Source organism: Dinoroseobacter shibae DFL 12 = DSM 16493, from assembly GCF_000018145.1.
Taxonomy (GTDB): Bacteria; Pseudomonadota; Alphaproteobacteria; order Rhodobacterales; family Rhodobacteraceae; genus Dinoroseobacter; species Dinoroseobacter shibae.
This window is the reverse complement of sequence record NC_009952.1, coordinates 1,085,333-1,099,804: the sequence shown is the minus strand read 5'-3', so window position 1 is coordinate 1,099,804 and position 14,472 is coordinate 1,085,333. Positions and strand designations below refer to the sequence as shown.

Here is a 14,472-nt window from a genome sequence, read left to right as displayed (position 1 = left end):
CGGCCAAGACCGGGGCGTTGTGGCATGATCCCAAGGGGGATCACATGCGGGATGCGACGTTTTCCCAGTTCACCAGGTTGTCGAGGAAGTTGGTCAGGTAGGCCGGGCGCTTGTTGCGGAAATCGATGTAATAGGAATGCTCCCACACATCGCAGCCCAGCAGCGCGGTCTGGCCGAAGCAGAGCGGGTTGACACCGTTCTCGGTCTTGGTCACCGCCAGGGAGCCGTCGGAATTCTTGACCAACCAGGCCCAGCCCGAGCCGAACTGCCCGGCGCCTGCGGCGGAGAATTGCGACTTGAACTCGTCGACCGAGCCGAAGCTCTCGACCAGCGCCTTTTCCAACTCGCCGGGCATGCCGGCATCGCCCGGGCCCATCATCTCCCAGAACTGGTTATGGTTCCACAACTGGCTGATATTGTTGAAAATTCCGTTCTGCGCCACGGCGCCCTTGTCATAGGTGCCGGTGATGATTTCCTCGAGGGACTTGCCCTCCCACTCGGTGCCCGCGATCAGCTTGTTGCCGTTGTCCACATAGGCCTTGTGGTGCAGGTCGTGGTGGTATTCCAACGTCTCTGCAGACATGCCTTTGGACGCCAGGGCGTCGTGAGCATAGGGAAGGTCGGGAAGTTCAAAAGCCATTTCTGGGCCCCTCTCGCGCGTGAAGACTTACAGGGGCAATAAGAGGCCGCGACCGGGCAAGGTCAAGGCCCCCCACCCCCGCGCGGGCAACTCATTTGGCCTCTGACGGGCCCCGAAAACGGCGCGGGCACGGCGTCGGATCGGCGTCGGCCCCCGGTCGGACATGTGTCGGGCAAGTGTCGGGCACCTCCGCGCGGTGCGGTAACACTCCGGAAAGATCCGCCGCGCTCCCGCTCCCGTCACGCCCCCACCCCGTTCCCGTCACGCCCCCGCCCCGGTCACGACAACGCCCGCACCGCGAGATCGCCGAACCCCCATTGCAGCGTCGCCACCGACAGCAGGCCCGTGTTGCCTGCGCTGATCGCCTCGGCCTTGCGGCGCAGCCGGGTGAAGGCCGATTCCTCGGCGAGGAAATCGAGCGTGTAACCGGCCTCGGGGATCTCCTCGGGCCGGATACCGGCATGCAGTGCCTCGAAGCGCAGACCGTATTCATGCAGCAAGGCCTCGACCGCGCGCTGGCGGGTCAGCTCGATCTGGGTCAGCCGGTCGGTGAAGAACAGGATGGCCGCCGCCACGCCCAGGGCGCCGAACCGCTGGAACAACTCCGGATGACCCAGAGCAAGGCTGAGAAACGTGCCGAGGATGTAGATCGCAAGGCCGAGCACCGCGACCGCGCGGGGCAGCCGATTGCGCAACCTGCCCGTCATGGCCGAACCGCGCCGGGGGTCCAACGCGCGGTGGCAGGCGCACCCGGGGTCGGGTGCGCCTCTGATCCGTGAGTGGTCGGGTTATTGCGCGGTCGCCGGGGGCTGCTCGGGCGCGGCGGCGTCGGGCAGGCCGGTCTCTGGCAGGGCCGACGGGGCCGGCGGGGCCGCGTCCTCGAGCCCGTCTGCAGGCCCGGGATCGCCCCCGGCAAAGAGCAGGATGATGAGGACGAGCACCGCGAGGATGCCCAGCGCCCAATAGAGAGCTCGCCCCCCGCCACTGCTGCCGCGGGTCGTCGGTGTCCGGTTTTCGTAGTCTGACATGATCTGTCCTCCACTATGAGAGGGCAGCATTCACCGAGGTCCGCAGGGGTGGCAATCTGAGCGGAAATCCCCGGTCGATTTGGGCTGTTGATTGCGAAAACCGGGCGGGTCGGTCGGCTGGGATGTGCCGATCGGAGGGGGATGGCGCCGCGATCTGGGAACGCCCCGGCGGGGGACGGTGTCGGGCAGAGAGGCGCGCGGTTGCCGGTCGGGTCGCGCAGCCGACTTGCCTTGTCGCGCCAGGCCGCATTGGTGCTGGAAGGGATGCAGGTGCGGTGCATGTCGTCTCCGGGGTGTTGCGGGCATTTTGGGCAGGGCGGGGCCGGATTGCCAGAGCAGACCGCACCTTGCGGCCACGGTTTGCCACATGCGGGGTTTTCGGCCCCGCCCCGGCGCGGTAGGAGGCGGGATGGAGATGATTTTCGACGATCTGGCGGCGTTTCGCGCCGTGGTGCCCGCGGGGCGGGCGCTGATGGGGCTGGACCTCGGAACCGCGACCATCGGGGTGGCGGTGTCGGACCTGATGTGGTCCGTGGCCACGCCACTGGAGACGGTCAAGCGCAAGAAGTTCGGCCTCGATGCCGCGCGGCTGGAGGCGTTGATGGACGCCCGCGATGTGGGCGGGCTGATTCTGGGCCTGCCGCGCAACATGGACGGCAGCGAGGGGCCGCGGGCCCAGTCGACCCGGGCCTTTGCGCGGAATTTCACGGCCCGGCGGCCGATCCCGATTGCGTTCTGGGACGAGCGGTTGTCCACTGTGGCGGCGGAACGTGCGCTGCTGGAGGCGGACACGTCCCGGGCCCGGCGCGCGGAAGTGATCGACCACGTGGCGGCGAGTTATATCCTGCAAGGCGCACTCGACCGGTTCGGGCACATGCGCAGGGAGGCTTTGGATGAGTGACGAGGTGTGGCGGCGCGCGGAGATCGAGAGCCCTTGTGTGAAGATCTGCGTGATCCATCCCGAGAGCCGGCTCTGCACCGGCTGTCTGCGCACGATCGACGAGATCGGCGCCTGGTCGAAGATGGCGCCCGAGGAGCGCCGGTCGGTGATGGACAGCCTGGAAGAGCGCCGGTCGCTGCTGACCCGGCGGCGGGGCGGCCGGGCCGCGCGGATCGCACCGAAGCTCTGAGCGGCGGGCCGGGGGCGCGACGCCACTTGCCGGACCCCGGGGCGCCGCCTATGTCCGCGGTGTCACCGGGGGTCTTTCCATGAAAACTGCTGCCGTCCTGCCCGCGAACCAGAAGCGCCGGATCAACACGCTCAGGGCGGTGATGCTGGTCATGGTGCCGCTGGTGCTGTTCACCCGGCCCGGCCTGCCCCTGGGCGAGGGTGTGATGGACCTGGTCGAGAGCACGGGCATGCTGCTGGTGATCGCCGGGGTTCTGGGGCGGTTCTGGTCGATCCTCTATATCGGCAGCCGCAAGAACGCGCTGGTCATGCAGGACGGGCCCTATTCCATGTGCCGCCATCCCCTGTACCTGTTTTCGACCCTGGCGGTGTTCGGCTTCGGGCTGATGCTGGGCTCGCTGATCCTGACCGTGTTGATGACCACGCTGGTGTTTCTGGTGCTCAGTGACATCGCCCGCAAGGAAGAGGCGTTTCTGCGGGCGGAGTTCGGCCCGGCCTATGACGCCTATGCCGCCCGCACGCCGCGGATCCTGCCCCGGCTGCGGCAGTTCTCCTCCCCCGCCACGGTCACGTTCGACACCGGCACCCTGCGGCGCAATTTCTTCGATGCGCTGGTGTTTCTGAGCCTGATCCCGGTCAGCGAGTTGACCGAGCATCTCAAGGATATCCACACCCTGCCGACCCTGCCGCTGTTCTGAGGCGCGGGGGCGGGCCGCGGACGGTTGCGCAGCGCGCGGCGCTTGCGTATCGCTGCGGGATGGATGCTGCGAAACTTCCGGTCTCTCTCTTCTGGTACCAGGACGAGATCCCCGCCCCGGTGCAGGGGTGCCTCGACAGCTGGTGCGGGGACGCGCGGCTGGAGACACGGGTCTATTCGGCCCGCGATGCGGAGCGGTTCTTCGAGGCACGGGGCATGGGGCGGGAGTTGGCGGCGTTTCGCCGGTGCGGCCCTTATGCGATGGCCTCGGATTTCTTCCGATTGCATGTGCTGCTGGAGCGCGGCGGGCTTTACGTGGATGCCAACTGGGCGCAGAAACAGGCGTTTGCGCCGGTGCTGGCGGGATGGATGTCGGGGGGGTATCACGGCCTGATCGCGGAAATCACCGATTTCTATCGCGATCAGCCCGATCCGCTGGCGCGGTTTCTCATTGCCCGGGGGGGCGAGATGCTGCTGAACGGGATCGTGTTCGTGCATCGGCCCGGGGATCCCTTCCTGGCGCTGAGTGCCGAGGTCTGCCGCCGCAACATCGAGGCGGGTGCCTGCGAGCAGATCGCCTTCGCGGCAGGCAGCGGGGTGATGGCGGCGCTGCTCTTGCTGCGGGAGTTCGAGACCCGCGCGGCCTATGTCGAGACATTGGAGCAGATGGCCACGCGGTCCTTCGTCGGGCATGACATCGGCCCGAGCATCGCATCGGTGATCGCGGCCACCGAGGGGGCGGACCATGACGCCCTGCGGCGCCATTTCGCGGGTTTCCGGACGGTCCCCGGCCCCAGCCTGCAGGCCTACCTGTCCCGAGACGGGCTGGGCCAGCGCCACAAGGACCACTGGACGCTGCACAAGGGCAGTCTCTACAAGCCCGCGGACGGAAACGCGGCGCCCTGAGCCGCCGCAACGGTGGTGCGCGACGGACGGGCCCGCGTTCGGCTGCGCAGGGCCGGTTCCATGACCTGGGTCAGACCGGTGGCAGGGCCGCGGCGGAAAAATGGGCCATGGCGTATCCCATGCCGGTGCCGCGACCGGCCTGGGCTCGCTCAACTGTTCAGGGAGGCCCCCATGTCAAAGACCCTTACACGATCTGTCGCGCTGCTTGTGCTGGCCCCTGTGCTGACGGCCTGTGGCGGCGGCGGGGGCTCCGGTTCCGCGACCCCGTTCACCTCCTTCAACGACCTGCCCGAGACCGGCACCGTAGAGTTGCAAGGCCAGGCCCGGACCGCGCGCTTCGCGGTGGATCCGGTCACCGGCCAACTCAGCCTCTCGAACCTGTCGGACACCGAGGACAGCACGCTGCGGCTGACAACCGCCAACGGCCTGATACCGCGCGTGGCGATCCGGGCCCCCGACTCCGCCGTCGCGTTCGATCTGGACCAGGGGGCCACAGTCCAGGTGGATGGCCCCGTCGTCTTCTTCGAAAGCGATGATGGGCGGCGCTTCGCGCTGCTGCTCGATGGCGGCCGGGGCGGTCCGTTCGAGTACCAGACCCTCGGAGCCTGGCTGGACGGGTTCGGCGCGGAGCGCGGCACCTTGGGCGCGGGGGCTTATGGCGCGCGGACGCCCAGCGCGCGGTTGCCCACCGGGCAGGTCGCCACCTATGTCGGTGAGGGCGCCGGGTTTGCGCGACGGGCCGATGGCGAGGGCTATCTCACCGTCTCGGCCATCGAGGTGACGACCGATTTCCGGCAGGCGGAGATCCTCAGCACGCAGACGCAGGCGATTTCCCTCGCAACCTCGGACACAATTCCCGCCCCGGAGCTGGATTTCGACGGCAGTGGGCCGGTCTCGGGTGGGGGATTCACCGCGGCGGTGTCCGGGCCGGGCTCGGCGGGGGAGGCGCAGGGCGTGTTCCATGGCCCCAATGCCGAGGAGGTGGCCGGGACCTACAGCCTGAGCGGGCCGGGCGGCGTGGCGCATATCGGCGCGTTCGGCGGCAACTGAGCGCGGCGGCGCAGGCATGCGGGCCCGTCCGGGGCGGCGACCGGCGACCTGGTGGCGGTGCGGCCCGCGGATCCTGTGCAGGGTCGCGGGGCTGTGCGCTTGCCTGGCAGTCGCGGCACCCGTGGCGGCGCAACCCGCCCTGCCCGGCGCCGCGCGCAGCACCCTGCCCGTCGATGGCGCGGCGATCGAGGCGCGGTTCCTGCGCGGGCTTGCCCTGCTGAACGGCGGTCAGGCGGCGGCGGCGATCCCGCTCTTTCTCGACATTCTGGCGGGAGACCCGACCCTGGTGCGGGTCCGGCTGGAACTGGCGCGGGCCTATTTCGCCGCCGAACAGTGGAGCCGGGCGCGGGAGGAGTTCTTCGCCGTCCTCTCCACCGACCTGCCGGAGCCGGCGCGGCTGCGGGTGCTGGGCTTCATCCGGGCGATCGACGCGCGGCGGGGGTTCGACTGGGACCTGTCCATCGGCCTGGTCACCCTGGGCGAACGGCGGCGCTATGACAGCGACACGGTGGATCTGGAGATCGCGGGCACGGTGCTGCCCTTCACCCTGGAGCGGGACACCGACACCGAGCCGGGGCTGCGGGTGACGGGGGCGGCGCGCTGGCGGCAGGGGCTGACGCGGGTCGGGGCGACGGAGCTTGTGGGGTTCGCGGGGGTCGATCTCGATGCGCTGGAGGGGCCAGGGGCGCGGTACGACGACATCACAATCGGCGCGCGGACGGGGGTGCGGTTTCTGGGCGCGCGGAGCTCGGTGGTGGCCGCGGCCTTCGGGCGGAGCCGCCACGTGGCGGGAGACGGGTTCGAGGACCGCTTCGGCCTGGATCTGTCCTTCGAGCGGCGCAGTGCGGGCGGCGTGTCGGTCTTTGGCGCGGCGTCCTGGGCGGTGCTGGACAGCGCAATTTCGGACGACCGGGACGGGCACGCGGTGGCGGCCCAGCTTGGCCTGCGGCGCTCCGTGGGCGGGCGCGCGACGCTCGGCGCGGCGCTGCGGGTGGAAGAGAACCGGGTGGCGTTCGACCTGGAGGATTACCGCGACACCGAGCTGCGGGTCTTCGGCAGCTATGACGCGGTCCGGGGGATCACGTTGCGGCCCGAGCTGTCCCTGCGGTACCGGGATTTCCGCGACCCCAGCCCCCTGTTCACCGCCAGCCCGAACGAGCGCGCGGTGCAGGTCGCGCTGACGGTGCAGAAATCCGACCTGTTCCTGGGTGACGGGTTCTCGCCCTTTGCACGGGTCAGCCATACCCGCAGCCGGTCGGACATCGACGCCTACAGCTATACCGAGAGCGAAGTTCAGATCGGGCTGGAGCGGCGGTTCTGAGCCCGCCGCCCTGCCCCGGTCAGTAGCTGCGCGGCAGGCCCAGGACGTGCTGGCCGAGATAGCCGAAGATCATGTTCTTCGAGATCGGCGCGGTTTGATAAAGCCGGGCCTCGCGCCATTTCCGTTCGATCCCGTATTCGCGCGCGAAGGCGAAGCCGCCATAGGTCTGCATGCAGACTTCCGCCGCGGCCCAGGAGGCGTCGGCGGCCAGCAGCTTGGCCATGTTGGCCTCTTCGGCCGCCTTGCCGCCCGCGTCGAAGATCGCGGCGGCCTTGTTCACCATCAACTCGGCGGCGCACATCTTGGCATAAGCATCCGCGATCGGGAATTGCAGGCCCTGGTTGGCGCCGATGGGCTTGCCGAAGACGACCCGTTCGTTGGCGTACTCGACCGCCTTGCGGATGAAGAACTTCGCGTCGCCGATGCATTCATAGGCGATGAGGATGCGTTCGGCATTCATGCTGTCGACGATGTAGCGGAAGCCGCGGCCTTCCTCGCCGATCAGGGTGTCGGCGGGAATTTCGAGGTTGTCGAGGAACACCTCGCAGCTGTTGTGGTTGATCATCGCGTCGATCTTGCGCAGCTCCAGCCCGTTGCCAAGCGCGTCGCGCATGTCCAGCAGGAAGACCGACATCCCGTCGGAGCGTTTGGTGCACTGGTCGGCGGGGGTGGTGCGCGCCAGCAGGAGCATCAGGTCGCTTTCCATCGCGCGGGACGTCCAGACCTTCTGCCCGTTGACCAGGTAGGTGCCTTTTTCGGTCTTCTCGGCGCGGGTCTTGAGTTGCGTGGTGTCGGATCCGGTGGTGGGTTCGGTCACGCCGAAGGCCTGCAGGCGCAGATCGCCCGTGGCGATGCCGGGCAGGTAGGATTGTTTCTGCGCCTCGGAGCCGTATCGCAGCACCGTGCCCATGGTGTACATCTGGGCGTGGCAGGCGGCGGCGTTGCAGCCGGTCTCGTGGATCGTTTCCAGCACTGCGCCCGCCGCTGAGAGCGGCAGGCCCGAGCCGCCATAAGCCTCGGGGATCAGCGCGCCGAGAAACCCCGCCTCGGTCAGCGCCTTCACGAACGCGGCGGGATAGGCGTCGCGCTTGTCGAGGTCGTTCCAGTAGTCGTTGGGGAAATCCGCGCAGAGGCGCGTGACCGCTTCGCGGATGTCGGGCCATTGGGGACCGACGGGCATGGAGATCGCGTTGGTGTCGATCTGGTTCATCTCGTGTCCTCTCAGATTGTGTGGGCCGCGCGCAACTGGGCGACCTCTTCGGGGCTCAGGCCGTATTCGGCCAGGATCTCGTCGGTCTGGGCGCCCGCATCGGGGGCGCTGGCATGGACGCTGGGTGGGGTGCGGGACATCTTGATCGGCGTGGCGACGAGGGCCGTCTCGCCCCGGACCGGGTGGTGGACGGGCGCGGCCATGCCGAGATGGCGCACCTGCGGGTCGGCGAAGACCTCGTCCATGGTGTAGATCGGCCCGGCGGGCACGCCGCCTGCCTCGAGCGCCAGGACCCAGTCGGCGGTGGTGCGTTGGGCAAAGACCGGGCGCAGGTGGTCCCAGAGCGCCCCGCGGTGGGCAAAGCGCGCCGTGTCCGTGGCGTAATCCGGGTGCTCGGCCAGTTCGGGCTGGTCGATCACGTTGCAGAAGGCGACCCATTGCCCCTGCCCGCCCACGCCGAGGTTGAGATAGCCATCGGCGGTCTCCACCACGCCCATGGGGGTGACGTAGGGATGATCGTTGCCCGCGGGCGGCGGCACGTCGCCGTCGACCAGATAGCGCGCGGCCTGGAAATCCATCAGCGCGATCTGCGCCTCCAGAAGCGAGGTCGCGACCCATTGGCCCTGCCCCGACTTTTCACGCTCGGCCAGCGCCACGAGGATGCCGGTGGCGGCGAAAATCCCCGCGCTGCTGTCGGCCACGGCGGCGCCCGCGCGGATCGGCACACCGCCGGGCATGCCGGTCACGCCCATCAGCCCGCCCATGCCTTGCGCGATCTGGTCGAAGCCCGCGCGACGCGCATAGGGGCCGTCCTGGCCGAAGCCGGAGATGGAGGCGAGGATGATGCGCGGGTTCACCGCCGCGAGGTCGTCATAGCCGATGCCGAGCCGGTCCTTCACGTCGGGGCGGAAGTTCTCGACCACCACATCAGCCGTCTTGACCATCCGCAGGAACAGGGCCCGGCCTTCGGGTTTTTTCAGGTTCAGGGTCATGGACCGCTTGTTGCGGTGCAGGTTCAGCATGTCGTAGCCGTGGCGCGCGCCGGACATGCCCGCGTTGGGATCGAACCCCTGGGGGGCTTCGATCTTGATCACGTCGGCGCCGAAATCCGCCAGCACCCGGCAGCAGGTCGGCCCGGCCCGCACGCGGGTCAGGTCAAGCACCTTGAGATGCGACAGGGCGGTGGACTTTTCGGTCATGCGGGGCTCTCCGTGACGGCGGCGCCGGGGGCTTGGGCGGCGGTGAACCAGTCGCCCATCTCGCTGGAGGTGGTGAAGACCGTGTCGTCGCGGGCCGCCAGAAGGTCGAGCGCCTGGGCGAAATGATGCGCGATATGGGGCACGCCGATGATATGCGGATGCAGCGCCAGCGTCATGATCCGGGGCTGGCCGGTGCGGGCGGTCTCGGCGGCGTAGATCTCGACCGTGGCCTCGACCCGCTTGAGATATTCGTCGGTGGACCCGTTCTGGATCGCGTAGACCGGCACGTCGTTGAGCTCGAACGTATAGGGCAGGCCGACTATCGGCCCGTGTTTCGTGCGCATCCAGACCGGCAGGTCATCGAGCGCCCAGTCATGGAGAAACTCGATCCCCTCTTCGCGCAGGATGTCGGGGGTGTCATAGGTCTCGCCCAGCCCGCAGCCGAGCCATGCGCGCGGGCGGTGGCCCTGCACCTGCGCCAGCCGGTCGAGGCTGCGGGCGATCACGTCGCGCTCGTCGTCCACGGCCTTGAGGCTCTGCTGGAACCAGCCATGGCCGACCAACTCCCATCCCGCATCGACCGTGGCGGCCATGAGGCTGGGATATACGTCGGCCACCTGGGCGTTGATGAAGGCCGAGGCGGGGATGCCGCGATCGGCCAGCAGCCCCATGATGCGCGGCATGCCGCAACGCATGCCGTATTCGACCCAGGCGTAATTCGGCACATCCGGCGGCGCGGGCGCGGCCCCGTGGGGGGCGGGGATGATGCCGCGCGGCATGGGCCGGTCGAAGGGCCAGTATTCGATATTCATCACCACATGCACGATCAGGGACTTGCCGCGCAGGGGCGGCAGAGGCGCGCGGTCGGACGCAAGTTCATAGGGAACGCGGGGGTTGGGCCACATCGGGAGGCTCCTCAGCTCGTGTGCAGGCGGATGGCGTCGGGCTGCCAGGACAGGCGCACCGGGTCACCCGGGGTGGGCAGATCGCCCAGCGCGTCGGAGATCGTGCGCGACGTCATCTCCACCCCGTTGGGCAGGCGCACCAGATGCGAGGTGGTCAGGCCAAGATAGACCGCCTCGTCATAGCTGCCGAGGATGGAATGGCCGTCGCCCGGATCGTTGGAGGCATCCACCCTGGACAGTTGCACCAGTTCGGAGCGGATCGAGAGATCCACCGCCTGGCCCTGGGTCACCTCCTGCCCGCGCTTGGGCACGGAAAGCTGCGCGCCCGCCACCTCGACCATGCAGGAGACGCCGTTGACCTGCGACACGGTGCCGGAGAGCAGGTTGTTCTCGCCCACGAAGCCAGCGGTGAATTTCTTGATGGGGGCGCGGTAGATGTCGCGCGCGGCCCCCTGTTCGACCAGTTGGCCATCGGCCACGAGTGCTATGCGGTCGGCGACGGTCATCGCCTCTTCCTGGTTGTGGGTGACGTGGATGAAGGTGATGCCGACCTTTTCCTGCAGGTGTTTCAGCTCCAGGCACATATCCTTGCGCAGCTGCGCGTCGAGGGCTGCGAGCGGCTCGTCCAAGAGCAGGATATCGCGGTCGAGCACCAGCGCGCGGGCCAGCTGCACCCGCTGCTGCTGGCCACCGGACAGCTCGTGCGGCTTGCGCTCGGCAAAGCCCGCAAGGCCCACGACATCCATCATGGCGGCGGCTTTTTCCTGGGCGGTGGCCTTGTCCATCCCCGCCACTTTCAGCCCGTAGGACACGTTTTGCAGCACGGTCATATGCGGGAAGAGGGCGTAGGCCTGGAAGACCATGGTGGTGGGGCGCTTGTCGGGCGGCAGGTGGCTCATGTCGCGACCATGGAGCAGGACCTGCCCCTCGGTGGGGCGGTGAAAACCGCCGATGGTGCGCAGGAGGGTGGTCTTGCCCCCGCCAGAGGGGCCGAGCAGGACAAAATACTCCCCCGCGGCGATGGTCAGGTCGACCTGGCGCAGGGCCTTGACGGGGCCGTAATGCTTGGACAGGCCCTTGACCTCGACGGCGGGTGGTGTGGTCTGGCGCATGGGACCTCTCAGGACGACATGATCGGCTCGGCCTTGGCCCGCGCGGTGCGGGTCAGGCTCTCGGAGCGGATCAGGGTGAAAATAATGATGCTGCCGATGATCGCGATGGCGGTGAACGCCACCATCGACGACATCGCGTAGCTTTGCGGCGACATGCCGGTGTTGAGCATCTGTGAGATCAGCACCGTGGTGAAGGTGTCGAACCCGCCCTTCAGCAGGCTCGTGCGGGTGTATTCGTTGAAGCACAGGATGATGCAGAACGAGCATGCGCTGAACACGCCCGCGCGGATCTGGGGAAACTCGATATCCCAGAAGGCGCGCCAGCCGTCCGCCCCGCAGGCGCGGGCGGCCTCGGTCTGCTCGGTGCGGTAGCGGCCCATGGTGATCAGCACCACGATGAAGGCGTAAGGAATGGTGTAGATGATCAGCCCCACGGTCGCGGTGAAGAAGCTCAGCCGGAACCAACCGTCGAAGGCCGTGGTGCCCAGCTGGTCCCCGAGCCAGATGAAGCTGGAGTTCAGGGACTTGAAATAGACCAGCAGGGCCGAGCCGAGGATGTCCGGCGGCACGAAGAGCGGTGCCAGCAGCAGGAACACCACCGGCAGCTTGTTCTGCGCGGTCTTGTAGTATTTCGCCGCCAGCACCGCGAAGGGCACGGTGATGAGTGTGACCACGATGGCCAGCGAGAAGGTCCAGCGCAGGGCGTTCAGAAGCAACTCGTCCGAAAAGACCAGCCGGTACCATTCCCACGTGAAATCGTAGGCCCGCGCGCCGAAACCGTTGGCGTTGAACGAGATATACATCACGTAGAGCACCGGGCTCATCAGCGTCGTGACCAGCAGGAGCATGTAGGCCCATTTCAGCCGGTAGGCCCAGGGATTGGCGTAGTCGTCGGTCATGTCCGGGGCCTCAGTTCAGCGGGGTCAGGATTTTGGTCAGGTCAAACAGGCGGTGCCCGATGTAGAGCAGCCCCATGAGCGTCGCCATCATGATGGCACTCACGGCCATGGCCAGCGGGAAGTCGAGCGCCGTGATCGCCTGCGTGGCGATCAGGCCCGCATTCACCGCCCCCGGCCCGCCGAGGATGTTGGGCAGAAGCGCCACGCCCAGCCCGTTGACGAAGATGAACACCGCCCCCGCGAAGATCCCCGGGGCCGCCAGCGGCAGGATGATATCGGTGAACCGACGCCGGTGGCCCACGCCCAGATCATCGCAGACCTCGAAGATGAACTTTGGTACGGCCTCCATCGCGAGGAACCCGGCAAACACGATGAACGGCAGAAAGCTCAGGACCTCGCCGATCACAACGCCCGTATGGGTGTAGAGCAGCGCCGTGATCGGCTCGTCGATCAGGCCCCAGTCCATCAGGGTGGAATTGATCAGGCCGTTGCGCTGCAACACCGGGCGCAGGGCGAAGACGCGGATGATCTCGGACACCATGAAGGGCAGGATGAACAGAAGGATCACCCGGTGCTGGGCCACCTGCGGGATCGAGCGGCGGATGAACACCGCGACCGGGAAGCCCAGCACGAAACAGATCACCACGGCGAGCGCGGAGTATTTCATCGAGACGAGGAAATTCTCCAGCCGCGCGGAGAAGAAAAAGTTATTGTAGGAGAACAGGGTAAAGCCCGGCTCCATCCAGAACATCGTGCGCTCGAAGAACGAGAACACCACCGTGAGGGCCATGGGAAGGGCGAAGAACACCACCATGAAGGCCAGCGGCACGTAGAACGCCCACGCGCCCGCGCGCTCGCGCCAGATCGCGCGGGTCTCCCCGGCCTGGCGGTCTGCCGGGCCGGGGGATTTGGTGTCGAGCGTTGCCACGGCTCAGGCGGCCTGCACCTGGGCCCACCAGTCCTGGTAGGCGCGGATATTGGTCGGGAACACGTTCTGCCAGGCGTTGCCGGGCTTGGCCATGCGCGCGTCCTTGCGCGCCAGACGCTCGGCCAGGGTCGCCCGGGTGTCGTCGTCGAAATCGGCCGCGTTGGCCTCGACATACGCGTTCACCCCGGTCATCTGCGGCGTGAAGCCCAGCCCCGCGAGGGTGCGCGCCCCGAACCACGGGTCGAGATAGACATTGGCCAGGGCGTAGAAGGCGTCCTCCATCCCCCGCTCCTGCCCGCCGCGGGTCAGCATGATGATGTTGTTCCAGGCCTGATGGCCCTCGGTCATCGTGCCGTAGCGGATGTCGGCGCCGTTCTTGCGCGCGGCCATGATCTGGATCGGCTCCCAGCAGGAGGAGACCAGCACTTCCTCGGACGCCAGCAGGTCGACGCCGTTCTGGAACCCGTCCCAGAAGGTGCGGAAATGGCCCTTCTTCTTGAGGTCGATCAGGAACTGGCAGACACCCTTCACCTCGGCCTCGGTCATGTCGGAGGGGTTCTCGATATCCTGCTTGCCCGACTGCTTGAGGTAGACGGCGGTGTTGGTCAGGGTCGGGCCATAGTCGTTCTGCATCGCCGCGCGGCCGCGGAACTGCTCGTCGAAGAGCGCCTCCCAGCTGGTCAGCTCTTCGCCGATTACGTCGTGGTTGAAGGCCAGGCTGTCGGCGTTGGAGATATAGGGCACGGCGACCAGTCGGCCCTCGTGGCGGATGGTGTCATAGGACGACCCACCCTCCTTGTAGCTGTCCACCAGGTTGGCCCAGTTGGGAATGCGGGACGGGTCGAGCTCCACAATCGCGTTCTGCGAGGCGAGCGCGTCTTCCATGCCGCCGCCATTGTCGGTCATGGCATCGTAAAGCGCGTTGCCGTCGCCCACGACCATCTTCTGGATCGCCTCGTCGGCGCGGGCGGATTTGGCGATATTGGCGATGCTGATGCCGGCGCGGGCTTCCATGTCGGACCAGTCCTGGTTGCCAACGCGCGCGATGCCCGGGGCCCAGAACTTCAGCGCCTCGGAGGCCATGGCCCGGCTGCCGAGGGCCGTGGTCGCGGTCGCGGTCGCCGCGCCCATGAGCGCCATGAACTGGCGCCGGTTGAAATCGAGCTGGTTCATTCTCGAAACTCTCCTGTTGGTGCCGCATCCCGAACGGCGTCTCGTTATGGTTCAAGGGATATGCGGGCGCTTTGTTTGGCCGGGTTCCCCGGCCGTGATGTCGACATGCACTGCGCCCTCCGCGCCGCCGACTGCCCCGAACGTGCCCCCCAGGGCCGCTGGGGACTCGGGGGGCGATGGGCAAAAGATAGGGGACTGGGCCGGAAAGAAAAGTGCATTTTGTCGACAGAATTGATGACAGAGGTGATTTCCTGCGGCAGGCGGACGCAGGATTG

Annotated in this window: 16 protein-coding genes; 6 read left to right on the top strand and 10 right to left on the bottom strand. The window is 67.6% G+C overall.

The genetic code is table 11. The features are described 5' to 3' along the window. Positions 1 to 40: 40 nt before the first annotated feature. From DSHI_RS05460 to DSHI_RS05450, 3 genes are all read right to left on the bottom strand, one after another. Entirely contained in the window at positions 41 to 640 is a 600-nt protein-coding gene (locus DSHI_RS05460; RefSeq protein WP_012177740.1) for a superoxide dismutase, read from the bottom strand. 278 nt (positions 641 to 918) lie between these two features. After that, positions 919 to 1,347: a hypothetical protein gene (locus DSHI_RS05455; protein ID WP_012177739.1), complete on the bottom strand. Its 429-nt coding sequence runs from the start codon at positions 1,345 to 1,347 to the stop codon at positions 919 to 921. 81 nt (positions 1,348 to 1,428) lie between these two features. Continuing rightward, complete coding sequence (locus tag DSHI_RS05450; RefSeq protein WP_044027646.1) at positions 1,429 to 1,668, bottom strand: hypothetical protein; 240 nt, start codon at positions 1,666 to 1,668, stop codon at positions 1,429 to 1,431. Positions 1,669 to 2,083: 415 nt separating this feature from the next. On the opposite strand from DSHI_RS05450, the gene ruvX reads away from it, so the two are divergent. From ruvX to DSHI_RS05420, 6 genes are all read left to right on the top strand, one after another. Continuing rightward, positions 2,084 to 2,569, top strand: coding sequence for a Holliday junction resolvase RuvX (ruvX, locus tag DSHI_RS05445; protein WP_044028430.1), 486 nt, complete (start codon positions 2,084 to 2,086; stop codon positions 2,567 to 2,569). Continuing rightward, positions 2,562 to 2,798: a DUF1289 domain-containing protein gene (locus DSHI_RS05440; RefSeq protein ID WP_012177736.1), complete on the top strand. Its 237-nt coding sequence runs from the start codon at positions 2,562 to 2,564 to the stop codon at positions 2,796 to 2,798. The genes ruvX and DSHI_RS05440 overlap by 8 nt, the downstream gene beginning before the upstream one ends. Positions 2,799 to 2,877: 79 nt before the next feature. Beyond that, a complete protein-coding gene (locus tag DSHI_RS05435) occupies positions 2,878 to 3,495 on the top strand; it encodes a methyltransferase family protein (RefSeq protein ID WP_012177735.1) in 618 nt (205 codons plus the stop codon). Positions 3,496 to 3,554: 59 nt separating this feature from the next. Then, positions 3,555 to 4,400 (top strand): glycosyltransferase family 32 protein, encoded by an 846-nt coding sequence (locus DSHI_RS05430; RefSeq protein ID WP_012177734.1) that lies wholly within the window; start codon positions 3,555 to 3,557, stop codon positions 4,398 to 4,400. A 171-nt stretch (positions 4,401 to 4,571) separates the two neighbouring features. Further along, complete coding sequence (locus DSHI_RS05425; RefSeq protein ID WP_012177733.1) at positions 4,572 to 5,450, top strand: transferrin-binding protein-like solute binding protein; 879 nt, start codon at positions 4,572 to 4,574, stop codon at positions 5,448 to 5,450. 121 nt (positions 5,451 to 5,571) lie between these two features. Continuing rightward, positions 5,572 to 6,771, top strand: coding sequence for a surface lipoprotein assembly modifier (locus DSHI_RS05420; RefSeq protein WP_044027644.1), 1,200 nt, complete (start codon positions 5,572 to 5,574; stop codon positions 6,769 to 6,771). Positions 6,772 to 6,790: 19 nt separating this feature from the next. On the opposite strand, the gene DSHI_RS05415 is transcribed toward DSHI_RS05420, so the two are convergent. From DSHI_RS05415 to DSHI_RS05385, 7 genes are read right to left on the bottom strand one after another with little or no spacing between them, the layout of a single operon-like run. Next, positions 6,791 to 7,981 carry an acyl-CoA dehydrogenase family protein gene (locus DSHI_RS05415; RefSeq protein WP_012177731.1) on the bottom strand — a complete coding sequence of 397 codons (1,191 nt, stop codon included), beginning with the start codon at positions 7,979 to 7,981 and terminating at the stop codon, positions 6,791 to 6,793. Between the two features lie 11 nt (positions 7,982 to 7,992). Continuing rightward, complete coding sequence (locus tag DSHI_RS05410; protein WP_012177730.1) at positions 7,993 to 9,180, bottom strand: CaiB/BaiF CoA transferase family protein; 1,188 nt, start codon at positions 9,178 to 9,180, stop codon at positions 7,993 to 7,995. After that, the gene (locus DSHI_RS05405) at positions 9,177 to 10,085 is read right to left on the bottom strand and encodes a polysaccharide deacetylase family protein (protein WP_012177729.1); all 909 of its coding nucleotides are present in this window, start codon (positions 10,083 to 10,085) and stop codon (positions 9,177 to 9,179) included. The genes DSHI_RS05410 and DSHI_RS05405 overlap by 4 nt, the downstream gene beginning before the upstream one ends. 11 nt (positions 10,086 to 10,096) lie before the next feature. Then, a complete protein-coding gene (locus tag DSHI_RS05400; protein WP_012177728.1) occupies positions 10,097 to 11,197 on the bottom strand; it encodes an ABC transporter ATP-binding protein in 1,101 nt (366 codons plus the stop codon). 8 nt (positions 11,198 to 11,205) lie between these two features. Beyond that, positions 11,206 to 12,096: an ABC transporter permease gene (locus tag DSHI_RS05395; RefSeq protein ID WP_012177727.1), complete on the bottom strand. Its 891-nt coding sequence runs from the start codon at positions 12,094 to 12,096 to the stop codon at positions 11,206 to 11,208. A 10-nt stretch (positions 12,097 to 12,106) separates the two neighbouring features. Next, a complete protein-coding gene (locus DSHI_RS05390; protein ID WP_012177726.1) occupies positions 12,107 to 13,024 on the bottom strand; it encodes an ABC transporter permease in 918 nt (305 codons plus the stop codon). A 3-nt stretch (positions 13,025 to 13,027) separates the two neighbouring features. After that, positions 13,028 to 14,197 (bottom strand): ABC transporter substrate-binding protein, encoded by a 1,170-nt coding sequence (locus DSHI_RS05385; RefSeq protein WP_012177725.1) that lies wholly within the window; start codon positions 14,195 to 14,197, stop codon positions 13,028 to 13,030. Between the last annotated feature and the right edge of the window lie 275 nt (positions 14,198 to 14,472).

Coding starts and splice junctions, on each gene's coding strand:
- DSHI_RS05440 (WP_012177736.1), top strand. CDS start 2,562: ATGAGTGACGAGGTGTGGCGGCGCGCGGAGATCGAGAGCCCTTGTGTG.
- DSHI_RS05395 (WP_012177727.1), bottom strand. CDS start 12,096: ATGACCGACGACTACGCCAATCCCTGGGCCTACCGGCTGAAATGGGCC.
- ruvX (WP_044028430.1), top strand. CDS start 2,084: ATGATTTTCGACGATCTGGCGGCGTTTCGCGCCGTGGTGCCCGCGGGG.
- DSHI_RS05455 (WP_012177739.1), bottom strand. CDS start 1,347: ATGACGGGCAGGTTGCGCAATCGGCTGCCCCGCGCGGTCGCGGTGCTC.
- DSHI_RS05385 (WP_012177725.1), bottom strand. CDS start 14,197: ATGAACCAGCTCGATTTCAACCGGCGCCAGTTCATGGCGCTCATGGGC.
- DSHI_RS05400 (WP_012177728.1), bottom strand. CDS start 11,197: ATGCGCCAGACCACACCACCCGCCGTCGAGGTCAAGGGCCTGTCCAAG.
- DSHI_RS05410 (WP_012177730.1), bottom strand. CDS start 9,180: ATGACCGAAAAGTCCACCGCCCTGTCGCATCTCAAGGTGCTTGACCTG.
- DSHI_RS05450 (WP_044027646.1), bottom strand. CDS start 1,668: ATGTCAGACTACGAAAACCGGACACCGACGACCCGCGGCAGCAGTGGC.
- DSHI_RS05430 (WP_012177734.1), top strand. CDS start 3,555: ATGGATGCTGCGAAACTTCCGGTCTCTCTCTTCTGGTACCAGGACGAG.
- DSHI_RS05415 (WP_012177731.1), bottom strand. CDS start 7,981: ATGAACCAGATCGACACCAACGCGATCTCCATGCCCGTCGGTCCCCAA.
- DSHI_RS05460 (WP_012177740.1), bottom strand. CDS start 640: ATGGCTTTTGAACTTCCCGACCTTCCCTATGCTCACGACGCCCTGGCG.
- DSHI_RS05435 (WP_012177735.1), top strand. CDS start 2,878: ATGAAAACTGCTGCCGTCCTGCCCGCGAACCAGAAGCGCCGGATCAAC.
- DSHI_RS05405 (WP_012177729.1), bottom strand. CDS start 10,085: ATGTGGCCCAACCCCCGCGTTCCCTATGAACTTGCGTCCGACCGCGCG.
- DSHI_RS05425 (WP_012177733.1), top strand. CDS start 4,572: ATGTCAAAGACCCTTACACGATCTGTCGCGCTGCTTGTGCTGGCCCCT.